Source organism: Mesorhizobium sp. WSM4822 (assembly GCF_055811155.1).
Map to the genome: position 1 here is coordinate 123,274 of NZ_JBVVQM010000004.1, position 24,667 is coordinate 147,940.

The following is a 24,667-nucleotide window of genomic DNA, read 5'->3' on the forward strand; positions in this document are numbered from 1 at the left end:
GATGGCCGATGAGATCAACGAAGACGTCAAGGCGATGAGCTTCGAGCAGGCACTCGATGCGCTGGAGAAGATCGTCGATGATCTGGAGCGTGGCGACGTGCCGCTCGACCAGTCGATCAAGATCTATGAACGTGGCGAGGCGCTGAAGGCGCATTGCGACCGGCTGCTGAAGGCCGCCGAGGACAAGGTCGAGAAGATCAGGCTGTCGCGCGACGGCAAGCCGGTCGGAACGGAGCCGCTCGACGCGGATTGAGGCCCGGTCCGAACATAGGCTCGCCTCACCGGTTTTTGGACATGATCATGATCGAGGATATAACTCGTCCCGATTGAAACAGCTCAAGGACAAGAGGAGATACGGAAGCGATGTGCAGAAACATCAAGACCCTGTTCAATTTTGATCCGCCGGCAACCAATGACGAGGTGCGCGACGCGGCCCTTCAGTTCGTCCGCAAGCTGAGCGGAACGACGCGACCCTCGAAGCAGAACCAGCACGCCTTCGACCATGCCGTCGAAGCCATCGCGGCCTCGGCGCGCGAACTGCTCGATTCCCTGGAAACCCATCAGCATCCGCGTAATCGCGAAGAGGTGGCGGCCAAGCTGCGGGCAAAGGCGGCGATCCGCTTTGCCTGACGCGGCCAGGCGGCCTTCGACCACCGACAAGGAGAGTCCATGAGCTTCTTCCCCGGGAAAGACCCTGAGGTGGGCGATGCCTTAGCCAGCGACCAGATCGAATTGATGGTCATCCCGAACGCCAAGGACATCGGCGGTTTTCAGGTGCGCCGTGCTCTGCCGACGGCAAAAAGGCGGCTGGTCGGGCCGTTCATCTTCTTCGACCGCATGGGTCCCGCGATCCTGCGCGCCGGCCAGGCGCTGGACGTCCGTCCGCATCCGCATATCGGCCTGTCGACGGTCACCTATCTGTTCGACGGCAAGATCCGGCACCGCGATTCACTCGGCACCGAAATGGTCATTCAGCCCGGCGACGTGAATTTGATGACCGCCGGCCGCGGCATCGTCCATTCGGAGCGTACGCCGGAGGAACTGCGTGGCGCGCCGATGTCGGTATCCGGCCTGCAGACATGGCTGGCGCTGCCGGACGACAAGGAAGAGGTGGCACCGGTTTTCGAGAACACAGGAGCGCTCAGGCTTCCCGAGATCGATGCCGAAGGCGTCAACGGGCGCCTCATCATCGGCGATTTCCAGGGGTTGCGGTCGCCGGTCAGGGCCGACTCGGAGACGCTCTACGCCGACCTGCGCCTGGCGCCCGGCGCCAGCGTGAAAATCCCTGCCGATGCGGAAGAGCGCGCCATTTACACGCTGGAAGGCGAGGTCTCGATATCAGGTGACGTCTTTCCGGCGGAACGGCTGCTGGTGTTCCGTCCCGGTGACGAGATCGTCGTATCGTCGCAGACCGGTGCACATTTCATGCTGTTTGGCGGCGCCTCGCTCGGTTCGAAGCGTTACATCTGGTGGAATTTCGTCTCATCGTCGAAGGAACGCATCGAACAGGCCAAGCAAGAATGGAAGACGGGCCGCTTCGACATCGTTCCAGGAGACGAGGAAGAATTCATCCCGCTGCCGGAAAGCTGATGCCTGTCACCCAAAGTGGCAGAACGAAATGCATAGACAAAGACTAGGGCCTGATCCGGGTCACTGACACGCATTTACTTTCGCCGGCCGGCGACCTATTTCGCCCATCAACCGAAAGCCTCAGCACCGTGAACGCAACGCCGCATACGCCACTTCTCGACAAGGTCCGCATCCCGGCCGACCTGCGCACGCTTGCGGAAAGTGAACTGCCGCAATTGGCGTCCGAGCTTCGCGCCGAGCTGGTCGACGCCGTGTCCCGCACGGGTGGTCATCTGGGCGCCGGGCTTGGCGTGGTCGAGCTGACAGTGGCGCTGCACTATGTCTTCAACACCCCCGATGACAGGCTGATCTGGGATGTCGGCCACCAGGCCTATCCGCACAAGATCCTGACCGGCCGCCGCGACCGTATCCGCACGCTGCGCCAGGAAGGCGGTCTGTCCGGCTTCACCCGCCGCGCCGAGAGCGAGTACGATCCCTTCGGCGCCGCCCACTCCTCGACATCGATATCGGCCGGCCTCGGCATGGCCGCCGCCCGCGATCTCTCCGGCGGCCGCAACAACGTCATTGCCGTCATCGGTGACGGCGCCATGTCTGCCGGCATGGCCTATGAGGCGATGAACAATGCCGGTGCGCTCGATGCACGGCTGATCGTCATTCTCAACGACAACGACATGTCGATCGCGCCGCCGACCGGCGCGATGAGCGCCTATCTGGCGCGGCTGGCCTCCGGCAAGGCCTATATCGGCCTGCGCGATTTCGGCAAGAAACTGACTTCCTATCTCGGCAAGCGCGCGGATCGTGCGATCACAAGGGCGGTCGAGCATGCACGCGGCTACGTCACCGGCGGCACGCTGTTCGAGGAACTCGGCTTCTATCACATCGGCCCGATAGACGGCCACAATCTGGAGCACCTGATCCCGGTCCTGAAAAATGTCCGCGACAATGGCGAAGGCCCGGTGCTCATCCATGTCGTCACCCAGAAGGGCAAGGGCTATGCGCCGGCCGAAGCCGCCGCCGACAAATATCACGGCGTCAACAAGTTCGACGTCATCACCGGCGCGCAGGCCAAGGCGCCAGCCAACGCACCGGCCTACACCAAGGTGTTCGCCGAAAGCCTGGTCCAGGAGGGCCGCGAGGACGACCGCATCGTCGCCGTCACGGCCGCTATGCCGAGCGGCACCGGTCTCGACCTGTTCGGCGAAGCGTTCCCGTCGCGCACCTTCGATGTCGGCATCGCCGAACAGCACGCGGTGACCTTCGCCGCCGGCCTTGCCACCGAAGGCTACAAGCCGTTCACGGCCATCTATTCCACCTTCCTGCAGCGCGCCTACGACCAGGTCGTCCACGACGTCGCTATTCAGAAACTGCCGGTGCGGTTTCCCATCGACCGCGCCGGTTTCGTCGGCGCCGATGGCGCGACCCATTGCGGCGCCTTCGACACCACCTTCCTGGCGACACTGCCGGGTTTCGTCGTCATGGCGGCCGCCGACGAGGCGGAGCTGCGCCACATGGTGCGCACCGCGGCGAGCTATGATGAGGGCCCGATCGCCTTCCGCTATCCGCGCGGCAACGGTATCGGCGTCGACATGCCGGAGCGCGGCTCGGTTCTCGAAATCGGCAAGGGCCGCATCGTCAAGGAGGGTACCAAGGTTGCATTGCTGTCTTTCGGCACGCGGCTGCAGGATTGCCTGATCGCCGCGGAGGAGCTAGGTGCTGCCGGGCTGTCCACCACGGTCGCCGACGCCCGTTTCGCCAAGCCGCTCGACCAGGATCTGATCCGGCGGCTGGCCCGCTCGCATGAGGTGCTGGTGACGGTGGAGGAGGGCGCCGTCGGCGGCTTCGCCAGCCACGTGCTGCAGTTCCTTGCCCATGAGGGCCTGCTGGAAAGCGGCCTGAAGGTGCGTCCGCTGGTGCTGCCCGACGCGTTCAGCGACCACGCCAAGCCGGAAAAGATGTATGCCGATGCCGGGCTCGATGCCGCCGGCATCGTGCGCACCGTGTTCGTGGCACTCGGGCACACAGTCCACGCCCAGCGCGCCTGAATCCCAGCGCGCCTGAATCAAAGTCTCAAAGACTTGAATCAGTTTGCCGGCAAGCGATCTTAAGGCATTGTTTACGCTGCCGTTTGGCGCTTTGCTTACCGTGTCTCTTGGCCGTTTTTCAATGGCGCCCTGCTAGATCGTGACCAGGCAGGGAGACAACAACAATGAAAACGCTTCTGTGCGGCGCAGCACTTTGCGCCGTTATCATCGCGCCGGCCACAGCCGAAACGCGCTATGACCGCAGCCTCGAAAAGGCGGCGATGGGCATCATCGCCGGCAAGATGGGCGACATCCGCGGCGGCTTTTCCTTCAAGCAGGTGCCGCAATTGGTGGTTCTGCCGGCCCCTGTTCCCGCGCCTGCGGGTGCCATCGAGCCTGCACGCGAGCAAGCTTCGGGCGGCCGTGAGGATGGCTTGTCTCCAGCCGTCGAGCGCCCGGTTTCGCGAACCGTATTCTGAGCTGAAGGCCAACAAGCCTTGATCGGGATTGCCCGATCGTTTCATCGCGCTTGCCGCTGTGCAGGCGATCTAAAAAGCGTCGGCGATGCTACTCCGCCGCAACCAGCTCCGCTTGCTGCGCCGATTTCTCGGGGCGCCAGGATTGCGCCGCGTGGCGGGCGCGGTCTGCCAGGGCGGCTAGGCGTCCGCGCAGGTTTCGTCCACCCACCACCGACGACAAGATCACCGAATGCGTCGCAAAGCGGCGCTTGAAATCCTCGCCGCCGCAGAGAAAATCGATCGTGGTCAAGCCCCGGTCAAACGACCACTGGATGTAATCCATCATCAAGACCATCCCCGGCGAGGCCCGTTCGAAGGCCGGATCATAGGTGGTGACGAAAGCCATCATCGTTCCATGCTGCTCGAAATTGATCGAGATGGCGATGATCTCGTCTTCGCGTTCGAGCACGAAGATGCGCAGCAATCCAAGCTTGGCCAGAACGGATATGAGTGCCGCCAGCGCGGGGGAGCCTTCGTCGAAGAGGTCCGAAACGCGGCCGTGTTTTGCAAGCCACAACCGCTTCAGCGCCGCGACGCGCTCCAGCACCGGCTCGCGGGCTTCCTGTGCATCCATCAGGCGGAAACGCAGCGCGCCGCCTTCCTCCATGAATTTGTAGCCACGGCGATAGTTTTGCCGAGTTTTCTTCGACTGGCTTTCAAACCATTGTGCGCCGCGTTGCCCGGCGCCGGAAACTCGATAGCTGACCTCGCTGCGGTGGCTTGGCTGCAAGATATTGCTCTGGCCTGGGGCGGCGGGACCAAGCAGGGTCCGGAATCGGGCATCAGGCAACAGACGATTGAGGTAGGCAAGATCGAAGCCGCCATCGTCGAGGATATGTTGCCAGAGTTGCGGCAGGATCTGTGGCTCGGCATCGGGAGCAACCAGGACATCGCCATAGTCGCAGTGATCTTTCGCCGCCCATTCCAGCATACGGATGCCCGAGCGCCAGAAGGTCGCGAGCGCAATGACGGCCTCGAGACGCTCGCCGCTCCAGACCAGGCCGATCCTGAGACCGCGACGGTCCTGATGCGGTGTGGTGTGCCACCAGGCCGAGATCCAGTCGGGATGCTGGAAAACGAGGCCGCCGGCGCGTTGCCAGAGCGCTGCCCAGGCGGGCGCGATTTCTGCCAGTCGCGCTGGCGAGGTCGCAATTTCGATCCGGTGCGTTCGCGGCATCCGGAACACGGCGGGTCCGTTCATGGCTTCCCCCTTTGCGGCGATTGCTGTGGCTCGGGCTTGTCGGTGCGGAAATGTCTGGCGATCTGCCGCCACATCCGCTTCAGCGGCAGGACATAGAGGCCTGCGAGCGACTGGTAGTCGCGCACGTTGCGTTCGATCAAACCGAACTTGAAGTCCTCGTCGGGTCTCGGAACGCACAGGGTTCCGAAGAGCCGATCCCAGAACGAGAAGAGCAGCCCGAAGTTCTTGTCGTAGTGGCGCGGGTCGGTGCTGTGGTGCAGCTGATGCCAGTGCGGGCACAGGATCAGATTGTTCAACGGTCCAAACGAGATCTTGAAATGCGTGTGCCTGACGAAATCCATCATCAGGATGTTGCGTATGATGTAGACGTTGACGCCGAAGACCGTCAGCTCGACGAGGTTCAGCGACACCAGCGACCAGATGCCGAAGCAGATGCCGGGAATGACGCCGTCCCAGGCCCGGTTCATCAATTCGTCGAGCGGGTGGACGCGATCCTTGGTGATGCCGACCATCACCTCGGCCGAATGGTGGACCTTGTGCAGTTCCCACAGCACCGGGTAGCGGTGCTGGGCGACGTGATAGAGATAGTACGAAATGTCGTAGGCAAGCAGCATGGTGATGGTGAAGATCGTCACCGTCACCGGCCCTGCCGGTCCTTCGATCAGGGGCGGCTGGATCGCCAGCAGCGTGGAGAGCAACCAGTTCGTCGCATAGCCGACGGCGCTGACGAAGACGATGCCGGCGGGCAGCATGAGGAATGGCATCAGCGCCTTCCGCGTCACCCAGAACAAAAGGTCGGCTTTCGCCGAAGGGTGCGTGATGACCTCATGCGGGACTGCGAACTCGAAAAACTCTTTCCAGCTCTTTTTCTCGACCGTGCGCCAGTAGGCGACCAGGGCGCTGACCAAAGCAGTCAGCAACAGAAGTCCGGTCGCCAGCAGGCCGGCGCCGGAAATCCGGTCAAGAACCTTGTAGACGATATCGCTGGCCATTTCCAAGGTTGCCGCCTCTTCATCCGGCTTTTCCGGTCGTCGCGGTCATAACATTGAAGTCCTCAAGCAAATGCGATGAAAATTGGTTAAGAAATCATGAGGCTTTCTAGATTTTAGGCACTTATCGGCAGGCGACGAGACCTCATGCTTCGGCGGTCATCCGTCTCAACCGGCGCAACGATAGATATTCATAGGGTGGTCGGCGTGACGGAACGCCTCACCATCGCCGCGGTCCAATGTGCTGGGCGTGATGATGGGAACGTGAGACGAGATGCTTCCGGCCGGTGCTCTTGCCATCGTCATCGGCTTTCGCCATGAAGGCCGATGAATTCCCCTCTGCCAGCCAGCGCACGCCAGCGGCTCGACGACCTGCTCGTCCAGCGCGGGCTGTTTGCCAGCCGCTCACGTGCCCGCGACGCGGTCGAGCGTGGCACGGTGACCGTCGACGGCGTCATTGCGCGCAAGCCCGGCCAGAGCGTTTTGCCGCAATGCCTTGTTGCCATCGATGATCCGGCGCAAGGCTATGTGTCGCGCGCGGCACTCAAGCTGATCGGTGGGCTCGATCATTTCGGCCTCGACCCTGCCGGCTCTGAAGCGCTCGACATCGGCGCCTCGACCGGCGGCTTCACCCAGGTGTTGCTCGAGCGCGGCGTGGCCCATGTCACCGCGGTCGATGTCGGTCATGGCCAGATGCATCCTGATATCGGCGGCGACCCGCGTGTGACGGTGATCGAAGGACTGAACGCCCGCGATCTCGCCGTTGCCGATCTCAGCGGGCGTATTCCGGATTTCATCGTGTCCGACGTCAGCTTCATCTCGCTGAAACTGGCGCTGCCGCCGGCGCTTGATCTGGCGAAGGCTGGCGCCAAGGCCATGTTTCTGGTCAAGCCGCAATTCGAGGCGGGCCGTGATGCGATCGGCAAGGGTGGTCTGTTGAAAGATCCCTACGACGCCTCCCGTGTCGCCGGCCTGCTGCAGGATTGGCTGGACTCCGTTCCCGGCTGGCGCTCGCTCGGGCTGCATTTGTCGCCGATCGAGGGCGGCGACGGCAATCGCGAATTCCTGCTCGGTGGGATCAAGGACCGATGAGCGCGCGCTTCAGCATCAGGAAACTTGGCGCTCAGGGCGACGGTGTCGCCGAGACCGAGACAGGCGATCTGTTCATTCCCTTCACACTGCCCGGTGAAACGGTCACCGCCGCGCGCGAAAGGGATCGCGCCATGCTGATGGCGGTGCTGGAAGCATCGCCGCTGCGCATCGATCCCGCCTGCCGCCATTTCACCGAATGCGGTGGTTGCGCGCTCCAGCATTTCGAAGCCGGAGCCTATCGCAAGTGGAAACGCGAAAAAGTGGCGCACATCCTGAAGGGCAAAGGCATCGATTGCGAGATCGGCGAACTGGTCGCCTGCGCGCCGCAGACGCGCCGCCGTGTCGTGCTGGCCGCCCGGCGCACCGATACAGGCATGCTGCTCGGCTTCCATCGCCATCTGTCGCCGGAGATCATCGCCATATCGGAATGCCCGATCTCGCTTCCTGAGATCGTCGCTTCGCTCGATCGCTTGAAGGCGCTCGCCGAATTGGTCTGCGCAACCACCAAATCGTTCCGGGTGGCGGTCACCGTGACCGGTTCGGGGCTCGATGTCGCGGTTCACGAATCCGGCAAGCTGGGGGAGCATCAGCGCCGCATCGCTGCCAATTTCGTCATGGCGCAGGGCTTTGCCAGGCTGTCCATCGATGACGAGATCATCATCGAGCCGAAAAAGCCTGTTGTCATGTTCGGCAGCGTCGCTGTCGCCTTGCCCCCGGGCGCGTTCCTGCAGGCAACCGAGGCCGCCGAACAGGCGATGGCCGATATCGTCGGCGGACATCTGAAGCGTGCCAAGAAGGTGGCGGATCTTTTCGCCGGCTGCGGCAGCTTTGCTCTGCGTCTGGCCGCGAAGTCGGAAGTCCATGCGGTGGAGGGCGATGCGGCAGCCCTCTCGGCCCTCGACCGTGGATCGCGTTTCGCCACTGGCTTGAAGCGGGTGACGGGCGAACGCCGCGACCTGTTCCGGCGGCCGCTGACATTCAAGGAATTGAATGCCTTCGATGGTGTGGTGTTCGACCCGCCGCGCGCCGGCGCCGAGGACCAGTCGAAGCAGATCGCCCGTTCGGATGTGCCGTACGTCGCCGCGGTGTCCTGCAATCCGGTGACGCTCGCGCGAGATTTGCGCATCCTCATCGACGGCGGCTACATCCTGAAAAGCGTGACGCCGATCGACCAATTCCTGTGGTCGCCGCATGTTGAGGCCGTGGCGTTGCTGGAGAAGCCGAAGCGGAGGCGGTAGGTCGCTTGTGCTTGAGTTGCGCGTGAATTGGGCCTATTTTGATACCGTACGCATCAAACTATGCTAGGTTATCGTCATGAACTCCGCAGCCCTCGAAATTCCGGCGTCACGCTTTGGCGAGGAACGGTCGCCTTACCTTTCGGCAAGGCGTGTCGCGGAACAGCTTGGTGTCAACCTGACCGAATTGGCCGGCCTGATCGGGGTCGCGCGCAACACACTTGCCGCCAAGGCCGGCGCGCGCAAGGTCGACGCCGCCCTCAGCCCGATCGTCCGCATCCTGTCGATGGCCGGTGAAATGGCCGGCGGCGAGCAACGTGCGGCGATCTGGTTTAAGCACCAGCCGATCCCCGGCTGGGCGGGAAAGACCGCCTACGACCTGGTTCGCGAGGGCAAGACGGACAAGGTGCTGGCCTACCTGGAGGCCGTCCGCTCCGGCGTGTATGCCTGAGATCAGCCTGACCTTGTGGCGGGCCTTCGTACCGCGTTGGGCGCATCTGCCGCTTTCGGGCGAGGGCGCTGCCCACTTCGGCGGTCGCTGGAATCCAATTGGCGCTTCAACGATCTATGCGGCGCGCGAATTGTCCTCCGCCTGGGCGGAGTATAATCAAGGCTTTGTCCAGCATCCGGCGTTAATTGCCCAACTAGAGCTCTCGGGCGCGCGCTTGGCCGATCTGACCGATGCCGCAATGCTGAGCGAATTGGCCATGACGGCGGGCATTCACCAATGCGAATGGCGAGACATGCTGGATCAGGGCCTTGTGCCCGAGACCCACAAGCTGCGGGATCGCCTGCTTGCCGATGGGGTGAACGGCGTGATCTATCCGTCCTTCATGTCGCCCGGCGGCACCTGCGTTGCGCTCTGGCGCTGGAACGAGGATGGCGCGCCGCGCCTGGATGTCGTCGACCCCGACCGTCGTCTGCCGAAATCGCCGGCATCCTGGCTTTAGGGCAACTCAGATGGGAGTAAGCTCGTCGACTGTTCTTATCAAACCCTGGTGCCGCCCACCGTCATCTGATTCATGCGCAGATGCGGCTGGCCGACGCCGACGGGCACGCCCTGTCCGGCCTTGCCGCACATGCCGATGCCGGTGTCGAGTTTCATGTCGTTGCCGATCATCGAGACGCGGTGCATGGCGTCCGGACCGTTGCCGATCAGCATCGCGCCTTTGATCGGCTGCGTCACCTTGCCGTTCTCGATCATGTAGGCCTCGGTGCAGCCGAACACGAATTTGCCCGAGGTGATATCGACCTGACCGCCGCCGAAGGAGACGGCATAGATGCCGTTCTTGACCGAGGCGATGATTTCGTCCGGCCCCATGTCGCCAGATGTCATATAGGTGTTGGTCATGCGCGGCATCGGCTGGTGGGCATAGCCTTCGCGGCGGCCGTTGCCGGTCGCCTTCATGCCCATCAGCCGGGCATTCTGGCGATCCTGCATGTAGCCGACCAGCTTGCCATCCTCGATCAGCACATTGCGGGCCGAAGGTGTGCCTTCATCGTCGACGGTCAGCGAGCCGCGCCGTTCGGGCATGGTGCCGTCGTCGACGACGGTGACCCCCTTGGCGGCGACCTGCTGGCCAAGCAGGCCGGCGAAGGCCGAGGTCTTCTTGCGGTTGAAATCGCCTTCCAACCCATGGCCGACGGCCTCGTGCAACATGACGCCCGGCCAGCCGCTGGACAAGACGATGTCGAAAGTGCCGGCCGGGGCCGGTATGGCCTCGAGATTGACCAGAGCTTGCCTGAGCGCCTCCTTGGCGGCGTGCTTCCAGCTGTCCTCGACCAGGAATTCGCCAAACGCCTTGCGGCCACCCATGCCGTAGGAGCCGCTCTCCTGGCGGTCGCCATCGCCGACCACAACGGAGACGTTGATGCGGACCAGCGGGCGGATGTCGCGCACCATTTGGCCATCGGCGCGCACGATCTCGACATGCTGCCAGGATGCGGCGAGCGATGCCGAAACCTGACGCACGCGCGGATCCTCGGCGCGCAGCCAGGCGTCGATTTCCTGCAAGAGCTTTGCCTTGGCCTCGAAGGAAGGCGAGGGGATCGGGTTCTCTTCGCCATAGAGATGGCGGTTGGTGCGGGCAGGTGCCGCGGCAAGCGTGCCGGAATAACCGCCCTTGACGGTTGAAACGGCATCGGCCGCGCGCAGCAGCGAGGCCTCGGACAGGTCACTGGAATGGGCATAGCCGCTGGCTTCACCGGCAACCGCACGCAAACCAAACCCCTGGTCGGTGTTGAAGTTGGCGGTCTTCAGGCGGCCATTGTCGAACATCAGCGCTTCGCTCTCGCTGTATTCGAGGAACAGCTCGCCGTCATCGGCGCCGTTGATGGTATCGGCGACGATTCGCTTGATGCGATCGTCTGAAATGTCGAATTGGCCGATCAGGCTGTTCATGGCGCATCCGTTCACAGGAGGAATGGGTCTTTGCCACGATGTAGGCGCGAAGGCGCGCCGAGACAATCGCTCTGCCGCATTGTAACGACAAAAGCGGTTTGCCAGCAGCCCGTCGAAGTCACTTCTGGTTGAAGCCGGTGATGTCGCCGGGCTTTCAGGGGAGGGCGGCGAAGCCGTCGGCAAAGCCCTTGAGGTCGACCGGGATGCCGATGCCTTCTTCCGGGGTCTGGAAAACGATGAAGGTGGCCGACGTGCCGGTCTTCAGCGTGTCGAGAAGCGGCTTTTCGAGGATAACCTCGGCATAGCAGCCGTCCTGAAAGCAGCGCACGAAATAGGCGCGGCCGATGTCCTTGCCGTCGACATTGAGGCCGAGCCCGTTGGGCAAAAGCACGCCGAGCGGCGCCAGCACGCGCAGGATCTCCGCCTTGTTGTCGGCGGTGCGCAGCACCACGACCGACAGTCCCATCTCCGGACGGTCCTCGGCGACGACGTTCTGCATCATCACGCATTGTTCCGAGGTGGCACCGGCCGGCGTGTCGCAGATGATCGACCATGCGCCATGTGTCGAGCGCACGGTGCCGCTCGGCTGCGCGGCGTTCGCCGTGCCGGACACGATCGCGGACAAGCCGATGCCAGACAGGGCGGCGAAAAAGATGACCTTCGCCCAGTTTCTCGAAAACCGAGAGTTTCTCGAAAGCCAGTAATTCATGACGGCTCCATTGCGAATCACGGCACTTTAAGCCGCGCCAAAGCCAAGTAAAGGACGAGACCGCACCAGGTCTGCCCCGAAAAAGCCAATTGGGCGCTTTTCCCTGCCAATTTCGCCCGAATTGCGACGTTCGGCACCTGCGGCCCGCGGGAATGCTGCTGCGGGCTCACTGTAGGCGATTCGGTGCTGCCGCGGCTGCCTCCAAAGGCATATCCGGGCTTGCGCGCAAAAATGCCGCACGGTTTCGTCCGCTCCTTTCTTGCGGAGGGAAAAAGAGTATGGTTTGAACCAGCTTGAAACTGTCGGGATTCCCGTCCCGGCATTGTTCGTTATTCTCGTGGGTACCGCAGCGAGGAACTGGGAGACGATGAGGGCGATGAGAAATTTCCTGGCAAACGCCAAGGTTCCAGCAAGTGCCAAGTTTCTAAGTGCTTGTGCCGCTATCACGTTTTTCGCCGGCGCGTCCGCCCGTGCCGACCAGCCCAAGAACTGGGAGACAACCTTCCAGGCGCCGGCGACCGACATGATGCGGCAGATCGAATGGTTCGGAAACTACACGATGTGGTTCATCGTCCCGATCACCATTCTGGTGCTGCTTCTGCTCGCCTACTGCATCGTCAGATTCCGCGCGAGCGCCAACCCGGTTCCGTCCAAGACCAGCCACAACACGTGGATCGAGTTGATCTGGACGATCGGGCCAGTCGTCATCCTGCTGCTCATCGCCATTCCCTCGTTCCAGCTGCTGACCGCGCAATACACACCGCCGGAAGAAGCAAAGCTGACCGTCAAGGCGACCGGCAACCAGTGGAACTGGGACTACGAGTACCAGACCGACAACACGCTCTCTTTCAACTCCGCGATCCTCCAGGACGCCGAACGCGCCGCAGCCGGCAAGGAGGACCGCAAGGTCTATCCGCGCCTGCTCGCGGTCGACAACGAGCTGGTGGTGCCGGTCAACACCATGACCCGGGTGCTTGTCACCGCGACCGACGTGATCCACTCCTTTGCCATGCCGTCGTTCGGCATCAAGATCGACGCCGTTCCGGGCCGCACCAACGAGACCTGGTTCAAGGCGGAGAAGGAAGGTATTTTTTACGGCCAGTGCTCGCAGCTCTGCGGCAAGGACCATGCCTTCATGCCGATCGCCATCCGCGTCGTCTCCGATGCGCAGTTCAAGACCTGGCTGGCGGCAGCCAAGACCGATCTGCCCGGCGCCAACAAGACGCTGATGGCCGAGGTCGACGGCCAGAACAAGGTAGCGGCCGCCGGCAACTGATGCCGCGGGTTAGCAAGATTTAGGGAACGGAGCGGAACATGGCAGACGCTGCAGCTCACGACGGGCACGACCACAAGCCTTATCACGGCTGGGTCCGCTGGGTTTATTCGACCAACCACAAGGACATCGGCACGCTCTACCTGATCTTCGCGATCATGGCTGGCATCATCGGCGGTGCCTTGTCTGTCGCCATCCGCATGGAGTTGCAGGAGCCTGGCATCCAGATCTTCAGCGGTCTGGCGCAGATGGTCTATGGCATGAACGGTGACGCCGCGATCGACGGCGGCAAGAGCATGTACAATGCCTTCGCCACCGCGCACGCCCTGATCATGATCTTCTTCATGGTCATGCCGGCGCTGATTGGCGGTTTCGCCAACTGGATGGTTCCGATCATGATCGGCGCGCCCGACATGGCGTTCCCGCGCATGAACAACATCTCCTTCTGGCTGCTGCCGCCGGCCTTCATCCTGCTGCTCACCTCGATGTTCGTGCCGAGCGCGCCGGGCGCCTTTGGCGTCGGTGGCGGCTGGACGCTCTATCCGCCGCTTTCGACCTCGGGCCAGCCCGGGCCGGCCATGGATCTGGCGATCCTGTCGATCCACATTGCCGGTGCGTCGTCGATCCTCGGCGCCATCAACTTCATCACCACCATCTTCAACATGCGCGCGCCTGGTATGACGCTGCACAAGATGCCGCTGTTTGCCTGGTCGGTGCTGATCACCGCCTTCCTGCTCCTGCTGTCGTTGCCGGTCCTGGCCGGCGGCATCACCATGCTGCTCACCGACCGCAATTTCGGTACCACCTTCTTTGCGCCCGACGGCGGCGGCGACCCGATCCTGTTCCAGCACCTGTTCTGGTTCTTCGGTCACCCTGAAGTGTACATCCTGATCCTGCCGGGCTTCGGCATCATCAGTCACGTCATCTCGACCTTCTCGAGGAAGCCGGTGTTCGGCTATCTCGGTATGGCCTATGCCATGGTGGCGATCGGCGCCGTCGGCTTCATCGTGTGGGCGCACCACATGTACACGACCGGCCTGTCGCTCGACACGCAGCGCTATTTCGTCTTCGCCACCATGGTCATCGCGGTGCCGACAGGCGTGAAGATCTTCTCCTGGATCGCGACGATGTGGGGCGGGTCGATTTCGTTCAAGACGCCGATGCTGTGGGCGCTGGGCTTCATCTTCCTGTTCACCATCGGCGGCGTCACCGGCGTCCAGCTGGCCAATGCCGGCCTCGACCGCTCGTTGCATGACACCTATTTCGTCATTGCCCACTTCCACTACGTGCTGTCACTGGGCGCGGTGTTCGCCATCTTCGCCGGCTGGTACTACTGGTTCCCGAAGATGACCGGCTACATGTATTCGCCCGTCATCGCCAACACCCATTTCTGGGTCACCTTCGTCGGCGTGAACCTGATCTTCTTCCCGCAGCACTTCCTCGGTCTCGCCGGCATGCCGCGCCGCACCATCGACTACCCCGATGCGTTCGCCGGCTGGAATTATGTGTCGTCCATCGGCTCGTATATCTCGGCCATCGGCGTCCTGATCTTCCTCTATGGTGTGTTCGAGGCCTTCCAGAAGAAGCGGATCGCCGGCGCCAACCCATGGGGCGAGGGCGCAACGACGCTCGAATGGCAGCTGCCTTCGCCGCCGCCCTTCCACCAGTGGGAACAGCTGCCGAAAATCAAGTAAGGCGGCTGCCCGCTCGAATACGAAACCGCCGGTCCGCCGGCGGTTTTGGCCAACGGATGATGGACTTAAGTACGCATGGCCCTTGTCGACGACCCATTGATTGACGAAGCGGGCTTTCGCATGTCGGAAGCGACGGCGGGCGATTTCTTCGCGCTGCTGAAGCCGCGCGTCATGTCGCTGGTGGTGTTCACCGCCTTTGTCGGCCTTGTCGCCGCACCCGTGACCATCAACCCTCTGCTGGCGGTGATCGCCATCCTGGCTATTGCAATAGGTGCTGGTGCCTCCGGCGCGCTCAACATGTGGTACGATGCCGACATCGATGCCGTGATGACCAGGACCGCCAACCGCCCGGTCCCGGCCGGTCGCATCCAGCCGCACGAAGCCCTGACCTTCGGGCTGGTGCTGTCGGTGCTGTCTGTGATGACGCTCGGCGTGCTGGTCAACTGGCTGGCGGCGACGCTGCTCGCCTTCACCATCTTTTTCTACGCCGTCGTCTACACGATGTGGCTAAAGCGCTGGACGCCGCAGAACATCGTCATCGGTGGGGCCGCCGGTGCCATTCCGCCTGTGATCGGCTGGGCCGCGGTGACCGGGACAGTCAGCCTCGAAAGCATTGTCCTGTTCCTGATCATCTTCCTGTGGACGCCGCCGCATTTCTGGGCGCTGGCGCTGTTCAAGTCCGAGGACTATGCCAAGGCTGGCATTCCGATGATGCCCAACGTCGCCGGCCACGCTTCGACCCGCCGCCAGATCTTCGCCTATGCGCTGGTGCTGGCCCCGGTCGGCGTGCTGCCGTGGCTGCTTGGCTACACCACGCCGTTCTATGGCGTGGCCGCCCTGCTTCTGGGAGTCGGTTTTGTCTGGTACGCGTGGAAAGTGCTTGGCATGGCCGACGATGACCGCGTCATGAAACCGGCCAAGGCCCTGTTCGCCTATTCGCTGCTTTATCTCTTCGCCATCTTCGCTGCCTATCTGGCCGACAGCGTTGTCGAACGCGCGCTTGCCATGGGTGGAGCATGACCATGATCGAGGAAAAGTTCGAGACCATCACGTTGACCGAGCGTCAGAAGAAGGCGCAGCGCAGCCGTTCTATCGCCATCGGTGTGGCGCTGGCGCTGCTGGTGGTCATTTTCTACATCGCGACGATCGTGAAGTTCGGCCACAATCTGGGCACGATGTGATGAGCGTCGAGACCTCCAAAAAAGCGGCTGGCAAGAACGGCAACGTCATCGTCGCGGCTGTCTGCCTCGCCTTCTTCACAGGCATGATCGGCATGGCCTATGCCGCGGTGCCGCTCTACAAGATGTTTTGCCAGGCGACCGGCTATGGCGGCACGACGCAACGTGCCGAGAAGCAGTATGCCGGCCGCGTGCTCGACCGCGAGATCACTGTCCGCTTCGATGCCAACATCGCTGGCGTGCCGTGGGAGTTCCAGCCGGTCCAGCGCTCGATGACGATGAAGATCGGCGAGACCGTGCAGGCGCACTATCAGGCGACCAACAAGTTCGATCGTCCCGTGACCGGCCGCGCCACCTTCAACGTGCAGCCTGAACTGGCAGGTCCCTATTTCAACAAGGTCGAGTGCTTCTGCTTCACCGACACGACGCTGAAGCCCGGCGAGACACTGGACATGCCGGTCCTGTTCTACGTGGACCCCGACATCGTCAATGTGCCGGAACTGAAGGACGTGAAGACGATCACGCTGTCCTATACGATGTTCCCGGTCGAGAAGGCCAAGCCGGTCGCCTCCTCGGAGCCGGCCAAGGGCAATAGCAAGACAATTTCGAATACCGAAGCAAATCTCGGGGGTTGATATGGCAGACGCGCACGCAAAACCACAGCATGACTATCATCTCGTCGACCCGAGCCCGTGGCCTTTCCTGGGATCGGTAGGCGCACTTGTCGCCGCCTTTGGCGGCGTCTGCCTGATGGAATACCTGAAGGGCGGCTCGTTCCCGATCTTCGGCTTCAACATCGCCAATCCATGGCTGTTCTTCATCGGTCTCGTGATCATCCTCTACACCATGTTCGCCTGGTGGTCGGATACGATCAAGGAAGCGCATGAGGGCCATCACACGCGTGTCGTGTCGCTGCATCTGCGCTACGGCATGATCATGTTCATCGCCTCGGAGGTGATGTTCTTCGTTGCCTGGTTCTGGGCCTATTTCGATGCCAGCCTGTTTCCGAGCGAAGTCCAGCAATATGCCCGCACCGCGTTTACCGGCGGTGTCTGGCCGCCGAAGGGCATGGAAGTTCTAGATCCCTTCCATTTGCCGCTCTACAACACCGTCATCCTGCTGCTGTCCGGCACCACGGTGACCTGGGCGCACCATTCGCTCATCCATGGCGATCGCAAAGGCTTGATCAACGGCCTGGTGCTGACTGTTGGCCTCGGCATGCTGTTCACCATGGTGCAGGCCTACGAGTACATGCATGCTCCGTTCGCCTTCAAGGATTCCATCTATGGCGCCACCTTCTTCATGGCGACCGGCTTCCACGGTTTCCACGTCATCATCGGCACCATCTTCCTGTTGGTCTGCCTGATCCGGGCGATGAAGGGTGATTTCACCCCCAAGCAACATTTCGGCTTCGAGGCGGCCGCCTGGTACTGGCACTTCGTCGACGTGGTCTGGCTGTTCCTGTTCGCCTCGATCTACGTCTGGGGATCGGTCGGCGCGGTGATCGAGGGCCACTGATCCTGGCCTGAGGAATTTCCGTTTGGGGAGGGGCGGCCGCGGCAACGTGGCCGCCTTCTTCTTTTTGGCGCAATGATCGCTGATCGATAGCCAATGCGGCTGACAATTTTCCGGGCCATTTGCGCATTGATGATCGCGGCACTCCCGGCCTTTGCCGGCGAGAAGGTGGATCTGGTGCGTGTCCACAAAGCCGAACGCCGGCTGGAACTCATTGGCGACGGCAAGATCCTGCGCAGCTACGGCATCGCACTCGGCGGCGATCCTGTCGGGCATAAGCACCAGGAGGGCGATCAACGCACGCCCGAGGGGAACTATGTCCTCGACTGGCGCAACCCGAACAGCATCGCGCACAGATCGATCCATATTTCGTACCCCAACACCGACGATCTGGCGGCCGCCAGGGCGCGCAATGTCGACGCGGGCGGCATGATCATGATCCACGGCCAGCCAAACGGTTATGGCTGGTGGGGCTGGCTGCTTCAATTGGTCGACTGGACCGACGGCTGCATTGCGGTTACGGACTCCGATATGGACGAAATCTGGGCGATGGTGGCCGATGGCACACCGATCGAGATCGAGCGGTAGGCAATGAGTGGCAAGATGAACTGGTTGCCGGTCGATCTGAAATCGAGCGGTAAGCAATGAGCGACGACTCTTCCAAGGGTGAAGATAGGGCGATCTGGCCGCCAATCGATCCGATCTCGGCCGGCCTGCATGGCCGTTGCCCGCGCTGCGGCGAGGGGCGGCTATTTTCCGGCTTCCTCACCGTCGGCAAGCGATGCGTCAATTGCGGCCTCGATTATTCCTACGCTGATGCCGGCGACGGGCCGGCGGTGTTCGTGATCCTGATCATCGGCTTTATCATCGTCGGCCTGGCGCTCTGGGTAGAAGTCACGCTCAGCCCGCCGCTCTGGCTGCATCTGCTGGTCTGGATTCCGCTGGCTGTTGTGCTGTGCTTGACGGCGCTGCGGCTGATCAAGGGCGTGCTGCTGACGCTGCAATACCGCAACCAAGCGGCCGAGGGCCGGCTGGATCGCGGCGAATGAGCGAGGCTTCCCTTAGAACTGACGGTCGTTCGCGGCCGCGATCGGCATTGCTGCTCGGCCTTGGCCTTGTGCTGTTCCTGATCCTGCTGGTGCTCGGCACCTGGCAGATGCAGCGCCTGTATTGGAAGGAAGGCCTTCTGCAGACCATCGACCAGCGCACCCATTCGGCGCCCTTGCCGTTGGTTGCGGTCGAGAAAGAGTTCGCCGCCACCGGGGATGTCGATTATACGCCTGTCACCGTCACCGGCACGTTCCTGCATCAAGGCGAACGCCACTTCTACGCGACCTGGGAAGGTGATGCCGGCTTCAATGTCTACACGCCGCTGGCGCTCGACGACGGCCGCTTCCTCCTGATCAATCGCGGCTTCGTGCCTTACGATCTGAAGGATGCCGCCAAGCGCGCCAAGGGACAGGTGGCTGGCAGAGTGACGGTCACCGGGCTGGCCCGCAACCCGCTGCCGGGCAAGCCGTCGATGATGCTTCCCGACAACGACGTGGCGAAGAACATCTTCTACTGGAAGGACCGCGACGTGATGGCTGCAAGCGCCGGTCTGCCTGCGGGCGCCGCGCTGGTGCCGATCTTCATCGACGCAGACAAGACGCCAAACCCAGGCGGCTTGCCGGTTGGCGGCGTCACCATCATCGATCTCCCGAACAGCCATCTCCAATATGCGATGACTTGGTACGGGCTTGCCGCGGCGCTCGCAGCCGTGCTCATCCTGCGGCTTCGCCGTCCCGCGAAAGACGAATGAACGCGGCTGATGCCCCCTTTCAACCGATGCCCTTGACAGGGCAGGGGTGCGCACTTCATTTCGGCTTTGATCAACCGGCCCGGATTTAATGCTTCAGACAACCACCAAACCACCTCTGACGATCCGGCTCTGCCAGCCGCGCGGTTTCTGCGCCGGTGTCGACCGTGCCATTCAGATCGTCGTACTGGCGCTGAAGAAATATGGCGCGCCGGTCTATGTCCGCCATGAGATCGTGCACAACCGCTACGTCGTCGAGGGGCTGCAAAGCCTTGGCGCCGTCTTCATTGAGGAACTCTCCGAGATACCGGCCGAACATCGGCAGTCGCCCGTCGTGTTCTCGGCGCATGGCGTGCCGAAATCGGTGCCGGCGGATGCGAAGGCGCGCAATCTCTTCTATCTCGATGCCACCTGCCCGCTGGTGTCGAAGGTCCACAAGCAGGCGATGCGCCATCAGCGGCTCGGCCGCCATGTGCTGTTGATTGGTCACGCCGGTCATCCCGAAGTGATCGGCACCATGGGCCAACTGCCGGACGGAGCGGTGACGCTGATCGAAACCGAAACCGATGCCGCAAAGCTCTCGCCCGCCGATCCGCAGGCGCTCGGCTTCGTTACCCAGACCACATTGTCTGTCGAGGACACCGCCGGCATCATCCGCGCCTTGCAGGATCGCTTTCCGGCGCTGCAGGCACCAGCGGCGGAATCGATCTGCTATGCCACCACCAACCGCCAGGAAGCCGTCAAGGACACCGCGCCGGGCGCCGATCTCTATCTGATCGTCGGCGCGCCGAATTCCTCCAATTCGCGACGACTTGTCGAAGTCGCGGAGCGTGCAGGCGCCACCATGTCGCTTCTCGTGCAGCGCGCCGCCGAGATTCCGTGGAATGACATCGGCAACATCTCGACGCTTGGCCTGTCGGCCGGCGCGTCGGCGCCCGAAATCATCGTCGACGAGATCATCGACGCGTTCCGGCAACGCTTCGATGTCACGATCGATCTTGCCATCACGGCCACGGAAACCGAGGATTTTCCAGTCATGCGGGTCCTGCGCGATGTCGAACTGACGCGGGCCGACATGGCCTTCGTCAATGGAGCCGCGTAAGGCACATGGCGGTCTACACCGACGTTGCGGAAGGCGAACTCGGCGCATTCCTGAAGCACTATCCGGTCGGCGATCTCCTGTCCTACAAGGGCATCGCCGAAGGCACCGAGAACTCGAACTTTCTGCTGCACACCTCCAGCGGCTCCTACATCCTGACGCTCTATGAGAAGCGCGTCGAGAAGGCGGATTTGCCGTTTTTTCTGGGGCTGATGGGCCATCTCGCCAACAAGGGCGTGTCCTGCCCGCTGCCGGTGACCGCGCATGACGGCAGCGTCATCGGCACGCTCGCCGGCCGGCCGGCGGTCATCATCACCTTCCTGGAAGGGCTTTCGTTGCGGCGGCCCACAGCAACGCATTGTGCCGAGGTCGGCAAGGCATTGGCGCAGTTGCATCTGGCCGGTGCCGATTTTTCGATGACGCGTCCGAATGCCCTGGCCATCGACGGCTGGCGCAAGCTCTGGGATGCAGCGCGCGATCGCGCCGACGAGGTCGAGCCGGGCCTGGCGGCCGAGGTCGATGCCGACTTTGCCGATTTCGAGCGCAACTGGCCGAAGGACCTTCCCAAAGGCATCATCCACGCCGATCTTTTCCCGGACAACGTTTTCTTCCTCGGCGAAAAACTGTCCGGCCTGATCGATTTCTATTTCGCCTGCGACGACCTCTACGCCTATGATGTCGCCACCTGTCTCAACGCTTGGTGCTTCGAGAAGGATTTTTCCTTCAACCTCACCAAGGGCAAGGCGCTGCTCGCCGGCTACCAGAGCGTCCGGCCCCTGAGCGACCAGGAACAAGCTGCGCTGCCGGTGCTGGCGCGCGGTTCGGCGTTGCGCTTCATGCTGACCCGGCTGTACGACTGGCTGACCGTCCCCGATGGCGGGCTGGTGATGAAGCGCGATCCGACCGAATACATCAGAAGGATGCGGTTCCACCGGGCGATCAAATCTCCTTCGGAATATGGATTGGCCTGATATGGGGTATCATGAGCAAACTGGTTGAGATCTTCACCGACGGCGCCTGTTCGGGCAATCCCGGCCCTGGCGGCTGGGGCGCGATCCTGCGCTTCAACGGCACCACCAAGGAGCTTTCCGGCGGCGAGGCCGAGACGACCAACAACCGCATGGAACTGTTGGCCGCCATTTCGGCGCTGAACGCGCTGAAGGAGCCGTGCACGGTCGACCTTCACACCGACAGCAAGTACGTCATGGACGGTATTTCCAAGTGGATCCACGGCTGGAAGAAGAACGGCTGGAAGACCGCCGACAAGAAGCCGGTGAAGAACGGTGAACTCTGGCAGGCGCTCGACGAGGCCAACAAGCGCCACAAGGTCACCTGGAACTGGGTCAAGGGCCATGACGGTCATGTCGAGAACGAGCGCGCCGACGAGCTTGCGCGCGAAGGCATGGCGCCGTTCAAGAAAGGTCCGTTCAAGCCTGCAGCAGCGGCAAAGCCTGCTGCGCCGGCCAAACAACCGGCAATCGCGAAAGTGCGGCGCTCTACCCAGAGCTATTGAATTTCCGGAGCGGCGCGGCTCTCAGGTACGAAGAAGCGGATCAGCCGGCGGGGGTGGCAACTACTACGATATCGGCGCGCACCGCGTTATCTACTGCTGGCTGCCGATCGACTGGCCAGCGCAGTTGTAGACCCTTATCGGATCAGCAGCGCCGTGCCCCAAAGCCCAAGTGCGAACACGGTGTGCGACACCAGATTCAGCGCCCGGATCAGCATCGGGTTGGGCCGCTTCGAGGCCGCCCAGCCGGCGCCCATGCCGGGTGCCAGCAGGAACCAGCCGGCGCCGACGGTGACGATGCCGAGGATGAAGGCCGGCAGGAATGTCGGCGCGGCAAGCCAGCCCGCTCCGGCCAGCACCACCAGGATGATGCCGTAGACGATGCCGACAAAATAGTGAAAGGCCCAACCCAGCGCCTTTTCATGCACGTACGGTGCGGCACCGCCGATATCGTCGTGGAAGACCTTGTCACGGAGATGCCAGACCCAGCGACCGACCGGCCCCCAGTTCGGCCGTGGCTGGCCGAACGCCTTGTGCAGGAAGATGGCCCAGAGATCCATCAGGACGGTGGCGCCGATGCCGATCGCGATAGCGCGCCAGAACATGTCAAACATCGCTAGAATCCCCCCAAACGCAAGCCCTGGGCTACAAGCGCGATCGTCGTTCCACACCCGACGCCGCGCTGAACTTCAGAGCTGTCCCAGAATATGAGCCGCGCCGGACTCGTCGACACCAGGCTTGGTCTCGACATTGAGCGCGGTGACCTTGCCGTCGTCGACGATCATCGAAAACCGCTTCGAACGCAGCCCCATGCCGCTGGCGGAAAGGTCATTGTCGAGGCCTACCGCCTTGGCGAAATCGCCACTGCCGTCGGCGAGGAACATGATCTTGCCCTCACCGCCGGTGAAGTGCGCCCAGGCGCCCATGACATGGACGTCGTTGACCGAAACGACGGCGATGGTGTCGACGCCGCGCGCCAGGATGGCATCGTGGTTCTCGAGATAACCCGGCAAATGGTTGTTGCTGCAGGTCGGTGTGAAGGCGCCGGGAACCCCAAACAGCACGACCTTCTTGCCCGGGAAGATCTCGGCCCCGGTGATCGGCTTGGCGCCATCGGCGGTCATCGTCTTGAAGGTCACGTCAGGCAGCTTGTCGCCAACGGAAATGGTCATGGATTCCTCGCTTGGGAAAATGGGGAAGGACGTGTCTTTGCCTAGCGAACCCGACGGCTTCCTGCAACCGTTGGGGTGGGCTGGATCAAGGGAAAGGCAGAACCCCTTCGACCGCGCCCGCCGAACTCGTCAGCGTATAGTGAAGCCCGCCATCGGTCGGCGTCGTCGAGGGGCGATCGAGGATCGGCACGGTGAAGATCAGCTTGCCGTCCTTTTCGCTGCGGGCAGGGGTGCCGAACATGTAGTCCCGCTCGCCGGCGACGAAGAAATCCGCCGCCTCCGGATCGCCGGGAAAGCTCGCCTCGACAATCAGCGTCTCGTGGTCGCCCGGCAGCACAGCGATGCCGAAATCGGACCTCGCGGGCGCTGGTAGCGCCGCGAAACTCGCCTTCACCAGCGCTGCGTCCTCGGCATTGTCCGGATCGGAGGCCGGGTCGACGGTCAGCCGCGTCTGCACCGGGATGCAGATCGTTTCGCAGATGCCGAGAAAGATGTCGGCATCGATCAACGCCGGCTGGTTCGGCGCCGCCAGCGTGAATGTCACCGGCAGAGAAACCGGATAGTTGTAGCCTGCCCATTTGCCATAGCCGTCGTCATGGCGCTGCGGCGCCGGAAACGATAGCGCTGCGTCGGCGATGTTGGTGCTGGCTGAAATGTCGAGTTGCGGTGGCACGCCCGCGTCGCCCGGATCGCGCCAATATGTCTTCCAGCCGGGCTTGAGCGCTATGTCGAGAACGCCCTGGATGCGGCCGGTGTCGTCGGCTTTGCCTGAGGTCACCAGCCGGACCTTGCCGCCTTCGCTGTTGTACCACGCCGATGAGGAGGCGGCGGCGGGAAGAGCGGTTGCCGATCCGATGGCGGCGCCGAGCAGCAGGATTTTCAAGCTTCGCATGTCGGTGATTTGATCGTCCGTTCGTGGCCGCGCAATGATTTCATGGCCTTGCCGGTATCATATTTGCGTGACTTCGAGGGAGAAGAATGTTCGAGCCGCCGCCACAGGCTTTGGTCGAATCCAGCACGGCGCATCTTTTCGGCGCTTTGGAAACGCGTTACGCTCCCTTCATGGACTTGTTGCGCCACAAGAAGACGGTCGCCAGTCGCGGCTTTCTCGACGATCAGTTCCTGATTGCCATGCCCGGCATGAAGGACGACCGTTTCACGCGCTCGGTCATCTATGTCTGCGCACATTCCGATGAAGGCGCCATGGGCCTGATCATCAACCAGACGCAGCAGATGCTGTTTCCGGACTTGCTCGTGCAACTGGGCATCATGAACGAGCAGGAGGCGATCCGATTGCCGGCTCAGGCCCGCGATTTCGTCGTGCGCAATGGCGGCCCCGTGGACCGCAGCCGGGGCTTCGTCCTGCATTCGGGAGACTATCGGGTGGAATCGTCGCTGACCGTTTCCGATGACATCTGCCTGACGGCGACCGTCGACATATTGCGCGCCATATCGTCCGGCCGCGGGCCTCGTCATGCGCTGATGGCGCTCGGCTATTCCGGCTGGGGCGCCGGCCAGTTGGAGACCGAGATCGCCGAAAATGGCTGGCTGACCTGTCCGGCCAATGCCGAGCTTCTGTTCGACACCGATATCGAGCGCAAATACGACCGGATCCTCGCCTCGATCGGTATCGACCTTGCGCATCTCAGCTTGGCGGCCGGACACGCCTGAT

At 62.5% G+C, this 24,667-nt stretch carries 29 protein-coding genes; 22 read left to right on the top strand and 7 right to left on the bottom strand.

Features of this window, described 5'->3' with window-relative positions; all coding sequences use genetic code 11:
• The first annotated feature begins 1 nt into the window (after position 1).
• The 5 genes from AC0L3E_RS11325 to AC0L3E_RS11345 all read left to right on the top strand — a co-directional run bounded on the left by AC0L3E_RS11325 (position 2) and on the right by AC0L3E_RS11345 (position 4,090).
• A complete protein-coding gene (locus AC0L3E_RS11325; protein WP_127321236.1) occupies positions 2–253 on the top strand; it encodes an exodeoxyribonuclease VII small subunit in 252 nt (83 codons plus the stop codon).
• 110 nt (positions 254–363) lie between these two features.
• Complete coding sequence (locus tag AC0L3E_RS11330) at positions 364–630, top strand: DUF2277 domain-containing protein (RefSeq protein WP_027035955.1); 267 nt, start codon at positions 364–366, stop codon at positions 628–630.
• A 39-nt stretch (positions 631–669) separates the two neighbouring features.
• A complete protein-coding gene (locus AC0L3E_RS11335) occupies positions 670–1,590 on the top strand; it encodes a pirin family protein (protein ID WP_127327087.1) in 921 nt (306 codons plus the stop codon).
• A gap of 128 nt (positions 1,591–1,718) precedes the next feature.
• Positions 1,719–3,632 carry a 1-deoxy-D-xylulose-5-phosphate synthase gene (gene dxs / locus AC0L3E_RS11340; RefSeq protein ID WP_127327088.1) on the top strand — a complete coding sequence of 638 codons (1,914 nt, stop codon included), beginning with the start codon at positions 1,719–1,721 and terminating at the stop codon, positions 3,630–3,632.
• A 164-nt stretch (positions 3,633–3,796) separates the two neighbouring features.
• Positions 3,797–4,090 carry a hypothetical protein gene (locus AC0L3E_RS11345; protein ID WP_127268717.1) on the top strand — a complete coding sequence of 98 codons (294 nt, stop codon included), beginning with the start codon at positions 3,797–3,799 and terminating at the stop codon, positions 4,088–4,090.
• Positions 4,091–4,178: 88 nt separating this feature from the next.
• On the opposite strand, the gene AC0L3E_RS11350 is transcribed toward AC0L3E_RS11345, so the two are convergent.
• Positions 4,179–5,060: a GNAT family N-acetyltransferase gene (locus AC0L3E_RS11350; protein WP_245469490.1), complete on the bottom strand. Its 882-nt coding sequence runs from the start codon at positions 5,058–5,060 to the stop codon at positions 4,179–4,181.
• 266 nt (positions 5,061–5,326) lie between these two features.
• Positions 5,327–6,322 carry a sterol desaturase family protein gene (locus AC0L3E_RS11355; protein ID WP_164898540.1) on the bottom strand — a complete coding sequence of 332 codons (996 nt, stop codon included), beginning with the start codon at positions 6,320–6,322 and terminating at the stop codon, positions 5,327–5,329.
• 324 nt (positions 6,323–6,646) lie between these two features.
• Between AC0L3E_RS11355 and AC0L3E_RS11360 the strand changes: the two genes are divergently transcribed.
• From AC0L3E_RS11360 to AC0L3E_RS11375, 4 genes are all read left to right on the top strand, one after another.
• Positions 6,647–7,411, top strand: a complete 765-nt coding sequence (locus AC0L3E_RS11360) for a TlyA family RNA methyltransferase (protein ID WP_128288849.1) — start codon at positions 6,647–6,649, stop codon at positions 7,409–7,411.
• Positions 7,408–8,649: a class I SAM-dependent RNA methyltransferase gene (locus tag AC0L3E_RS11365; RefSeq protein ID WP_128307737.1), complete on the top strand. Its 1,242-nt coding sequence runs from the start codon at positions 7,408–7,410 to the stop codon at positions 8,647–8,649. Before AC0L3E_RS11360 ends, AC0L3E_RS11365 begins: the two co-directional genes overlap by 4 nt.
• Before the next feature lie 76 nt (positions 8,650–8,725).
• Positions 8,726–9,097, top strand: coding sequence for an antitoxin Xre/MbcA/ParS toxin-binding domain-containing protein (locus AC0L3E_RS11370; RefSeq protein ID WP_127399211.1), 372 nt, complete (start codon positions 8,726–8,728; stop codon positions 9,095–9,097).
• On the top strand, positions 9,090–9,596 hold the full coding sequence (locus AC0L3E_RS11375) for an RES family NAD+ phosphorylase (RefSeq protein WP_128307736.1): 507 nt from the start codon (positions 9,090–9,092) through the stop codon (positions 9,594–9,596). The genes AC0L3E_RS11370 and AC0L3E_RS11375 overlap by 8 nt, the downstream gene beginning before the upstream one ends.
• Before the next feature lie 38 nt (positions 9,597–9,634).
• Here the strand turns inward: AC0L3E_RS11375 and tldD are convergent, their stop codons facing one another.
• Complete coding sequence (gene tldD, locus AC0L3E_RS11380; RefSeq protein WP_128307735.1) at positions 9,635–11,047, bottom strand: metalloprotease TldD; 1,413 nt, start codon at positions 11,045–11,047, stop codon at positions 9,635–9,637.
• A gap of 154 nt (positions 11,048–11,201) precedes the next feature.
• Entirely contained in the window at positions 11,202–11,756 is a 555-nt protein-coding gene (locus tag AC0L3E_RS11385) for an invasion associated locus B family protein (protein WP_013532781.1), read from the bottom strand.
• 376 nt (positions 11,757–12,132) lie between these two features.
• On the opposite strand from AC0L3E_RS11385, the gene coxB reads away from it, so the two are divergent.
• The 12 genes from coxB to rnhA all read left to right on the top strand — a co-directional run bounded on the left by coxB (position 12,133) and on the right by rnhA (position 21,826).
• Positions 12,133–13,032 (top strand): cytochrome c oxidase subunit II, encoded by a 900-nt coding sequence (gene coxB, locus AC0L3E_RS11390; protein ID WP_473604805.1) that lies wholly within the window; start codon positions 12,133–12,135, stop codon positions 13,030–13,032.
• A 38-nt stretch (positions 13,033–13,070) separates the two neighbouring features.
• Positions 13,071–14,723, top strand: a complete 1,653-nt coding sequence (gene ctaD, locus AC0L3E_RS11395) for a cytochrome c oxidase subunit I (RefSeq protein ID WP_023808611.1) — start codon at positions 13,071–13,073, stop codon at positions 14,721–14,723.
• 75 nt (positions 14,724–14,798) lie between these two features.
• Positions 14,799–15,743, top strand: a complete 945-nt coding sequence (locus tag AC0L3E_RS11400; RefSeq protein ID WP_127320379.1) for a heme o synthase — start codon at positions 14,799–14,801, stop codon at positions 15,741–15,743.
• 2 nt (positions 15,744–15,745) lie between these two features.
• Positions 15,746–15,904: a hypothetical protein gene (locus AC0L3E_RS11405; RefSeq protein WP_128307733.1), complete on the top strand. Its 159-nt coding sequence runs from the start codon at positions 15,746–15,748 to the stop codon at positions 15,902–15,904.
• Entirely contained in the window at positions 15,904–16,536 is a 633-nt protein-coding gene (locus AC0L3E_RS11410) for a cytochrome c oxidase assembly protein (protein ID WP_127395869.1), read from the top strand. The genes AC0L3E_RS11405 and AC0L3E_RS11410 overlap by 1 nt, the downstream gene beginning before the upstream one ends.
• A gap of 1 nt (position 16,537) precedes the next feature.
• Entirely contained in the window at positions 16,538–17,419 is an 882-nt protein-coding gene (locus tag AC0L3E_RS11415) for a cytochrome c oxidase subunit 3 (RefSeq protein ID WP_127270321.1), read from the top strand.
• Positions 17,420–17,512: 93 nt separating this feature from the next.
• Positions 17,513–18,004, top strand: a complete 492-nt coding sequence (locus AC0L3E_RS11420) for a L,D-transpeptidase family protein (protein ID WP_127320373.1) — start codon at positions 17,513–17,515, stop codon at positions 18,002–18,004.
• A 56-nt stretch (positions 18,005–18,060) separates the two neighbouring features.
• Complete coding sequence (locus AC0L3E_RS11425) at positions 18,061–18,465, top strand: DUF983 domain-containing protein (protein WP_128307731.1); 405 nt, start codon at positions 18,061–18,063, stop codon at positions 18,463–18,465.
• Complete coding sequence (locus AC0L3E_RS11430; RefSeq protein ID WP_164898538.1) at positions 18,462–19,217, top strand: SURF1 family protein; 756 nt, start codon at positions 18,462–18,464, stop codon at positions 19,215–19,217. The genes AC0L3E_RS11425 and AC0L3E_RS11430 overlap by 4 nt, the downstream gene beginning before the upstream one ends.
• Before the next feature lie 88 nt (positions 19,218–19,305).
• Positions 19,306–20,316, top strand: coding sequence for a 4-hydroxy-3-methylbut-2-enyl diphosphate reductase (gene ispH / locus AC0L3E_RS11435; RefSeq protein ID WP_128308332.1), 1,011 nt, complete (start codon positions 19,306–19,308; stop codon positions 20,314–20,316).
• 5 nt (positions 20,317–20,321) lie between these two features.
• A complete protein-coding gene (locus AC0L3E_RS11440; RefSeq protein ID WP_127270022.1) occupies positions 20,322–21,284 on the top strand; it encodes a homoserine kinase in 963 nt (320 codons plus the stop codon).
• An 11-nt stretch (positions 21,285–21,295) separates the two neighbouring features.
• Complete coding sequence (rnhA, locus tag AC0L3E_RS11445; RefSeq protein ID WP_127270020.1) at positions 21,296–21,826, top strand: ribonuclease HI; 531 nt, start codon at positions 21,296–21,298, stop codon at positions 21,824–21,826.
• Positions 21,827–21,960: 134 nt separating this feature from the next.
• Here the strand turns inward: rnhA and AC0L3E_RS11450 are convergent, their stop codons facing one another.
• The 3 genes from AC0L3E_RS11450 to AC0L3E_RS11460 all read right to left on the bottom strand — a co-directional run bounded on the left by AC0L3E_RS11450 (position 21,961) and on the right by AC0L3E_RS11460 (position 23,887).
• A complete protein-coding gene (locus tag AC0L3E_RS11450; protein ID WP_127270018.1) occupies positions 21,961–22,437 on the bottom strand; it encodes a DUF2938 domain-containing protein in 477 nt (158 codons plus the stop codon).
• Positions 22,438–22,512: 75 nt separating this feature from the next.
• The gene (locus AC0L3E_RS11455) at positions 22,513–22,995 is read right to left on the bottom strand and encodes a peroxiredoxin (RefSeq protein ID WP_127327099.1); all 483 of its coding nucleotides are present in this window, start codon (positions 22,993–22,995) and stop codon (positions 22,513–22,515) included.
• 85 nt (positions 22,996–23,080) lie between these two features.
• On the bottom strand, positions 23,081–23,887 hold the full coding sequence (locus AC0L3E_RS11460; protein WP_127270313.1) for a protein-disulfide reductase DsbD domain-containing protein: 807 nt from the start codon (positions 23,885–23,887) through the stop codon (positions 23,081–23,083).
• Positions 23,888–24,057: 170 nt separating this feature from the next.
• Here AC0L3E_RS11460 and AC0L3E_RS11465 point away from each other — a divergent pair, with 170 nt between their 5' ends.
• On the top strand, positions 24,058–24,666 hold the full coding sequence (locus AC0L3E_RS11465) for a YqgE/AlgH family protein (protein WP_023808594.1): 609 nt from the start codon (positions 24,058–24,060) through the stop codon (positions 24,664–24,666).
• Position 24,667: the final 1 nt, after the last annotated feature.

Excerpts from the sequence above, each read along its gene's own strand:
- AC0L3E_RS11325 (WP_127321236.1), top strand. The coding sequence starts at position 2 with ATGGCCGATGAGATCAACGAAGACGTCAAGGCGATGAGCTTCGAGCAG.
- AC0L3E_RS11330 (WP_027035955.1), top strand. The coding sequence starts at position 364 with ATGTGCAGAAACATCAAGACCCTGTTCAATTTTGATCCGCCGGCAACC.
- AC0L3E_RS11335 (WP_127327087.1), top strand. The coding sequence starts at position 670 with ATGAGCTTCTTCCCCGGGAAAGACCCTGAGGTGGGCGATGCCTTAGCC.
- AC0L3E_RS11345 (WP_127268717.1), top strand. The coding sequence starts at position 3,797 with ATGAAAACGCTTCTGTGCGGCGCAGCACTTTGCGCCGTTATCATCGCG.
- AC0L3E_RS11350 (WP_245469490.1), bottom strand. The coding sequence starts at position 5,060 with ATGCTGGAATGGGCGGCGAAAGATCACTGCGACTATGGCGATGTCCTG.
- AC0L3E_RS11355 (WP_164898540.1), bottom strand. The coding sequence starts at position 6,322 with ATGGCCAGCGATATCGTCTACAAGGTTCTTGACCGGATTTCCGGCGCC.
- AC0L3E_RS11360 (WP_128288849.1), top strand. The coding sequence starts at position 6,647 with ATGAATTCCCCTCTGCCAGCCAGCGCACGCCAGCGGCTCGACGACCTG.
- AC0L3E_RS11365 (WP_128307737.1), top strand. The coding sequence starts at position 7,408 with ATGAGCGCGCGCTTCAGCATCAGGAAACTTGGCGCTCAGGGCGACGGT.
- AC0L3E_RS11370 (WP_127399211.1), top strand. The coding sequence starts at position 8,726 with ATGAACTCCGCAGCCCTCGAAATTCCGGCGTCACGCTTTGGCGAGGAA.
- AC0L3E_RS11375 (WP_128307736.1), top strand. The coding sequence starts at position 9,090 with ATGCCTGAGATCAGCCTGACCTTGTGGCGGGCCTTCGTACCGCGTTGG.
- tldD (WP_128307735.1), bottom strand. The coding sequence starts at position 11,047 with ATGAACAGCCTGATCGGCCAATTCGACATTTCAGACGATCGCATCAAG.
- AC0L3E_RS11385 (WP_013532781.1), bottom strand. The coding sequence starts at position 11,756 with ATGAATTACTGGCTTTCGAGAAACTCTCGGTTTTCGAGAAACTGGGCG.
- coxB (WP_473604805.1), top strand. The coding sequence starts at position 12,133 with ATGAGAAATTTCCTGGCAAACGCCAAGGTTCCAGCAAGTGCCAAGTTT.
- ctaD (WP_023808611.1), top strand. The coding sequence starts at position 13,071 with ATGGCAGACGCTGCAGCTCACGACGGGCACGACCACAAGCCTTATCAC.
- AC0L3E_RS11400 (WP_127320379.1), top strand. The coding sequence starts at position 14,799 with ATGGCCCTTGTCGACGACCCATTGATTGACGAAGCGGGCTTTCGCATG.
- AC0L3E_RS11405 (WP_128307733.1), top strand. The coding sequence starts at position 15,746 with ATGATCGAGGAAAAGTTCGAGACCATCACGTTGACCGAGCGTCAGAAG.
- AC0L3E_RS11410 (WP_127395869.1), top strand. The coding sequence starts at position 15,904 with ATGAGCGTCGAGACCTCCAAAAAAGCGGCTGGCAAGAACGGCAACGTC.
- AC0L3E_RS11415 (WP_127270321.1), top strand. The coding sequence starts at position 16,538 with ATGGCAGACGCGCACGCAAAACCACAGCATGACTATCATCTCGTCGAC.
- AC0L3E_RS11420 (WP_127320373.1), top strand. The coding sequence starts at position 17,513 with ATGCGGCTGACAATTTTCCGGGCCATTTGCGCATTGATGATCGCGGCA.
- AC0L3E_RS11425 (WP_128307731.1), top strand. The coding sequence starts at position 18,061 with ATGAGCGACGACTCTTCCAAGGGTGAAGATAGGGCGATCTGGCCGCCA.
- AC0L3E_RS11430 (WP_164898538.1), top strand. The coding sequence starts at position 18,462 with ATGAGCGAGGCTTCCCTTAGAACTGACGGTCGTTCGCGGCCGCGATCG.
- ispH (WP_128308332.1), top strand. The coding sequence starts at position 19,306 with ATGCTTCAGACAACCACCAAACCACCTCTGACGATCCGGCTCTGCCAG.
- AC0L3E_RS11440 (WP_127270022.1), top strand. The coding sequence starts at position 20,322 with ATGGCGGTCTACACCGACGTTGCGGAAGGCGAACTCGGCGCATTCCTG.
- rnhA (WP_127270020.1), top strand. The coding sequence starts at position 21,296 with ATGAGCAAACTGGTTGAGATCTTCACCGACGGCGCCTGTTCGGGCAAT.
- AC0L3E_RS11450 (WP_127270018.1), bottom strand. The coding sequence starts at position 22,437 with ATGTTTGACATGTTCTGGCGCGCTATCGCGATCGGCATCGGCGCCACC.
- AC0L3E_RS11455 (WP_127327099.1), bottom strand. The coding sequence starts at position 22,995 with ATGACCATTTCCGTTGGCGACAAGCTGCCTGACGTGACCTTCAAGACG.
- AC0L3E_RS11460 (WP_127270313.1), bottom strand. The coding sequence starts at position 23,887 with ATGCGAAGCTTGAAAATCCTGCTGCTCGGCGCCGCCATCGGATCGGCA.
- AC0L3E_RS11465 (WP_023808594.1), top strand. The coding sequence starts at position 24,058 with ATGGACTTGTTGCGCCACAAGAAGACGGTCGCCAGTCGCGGCTTTCTC.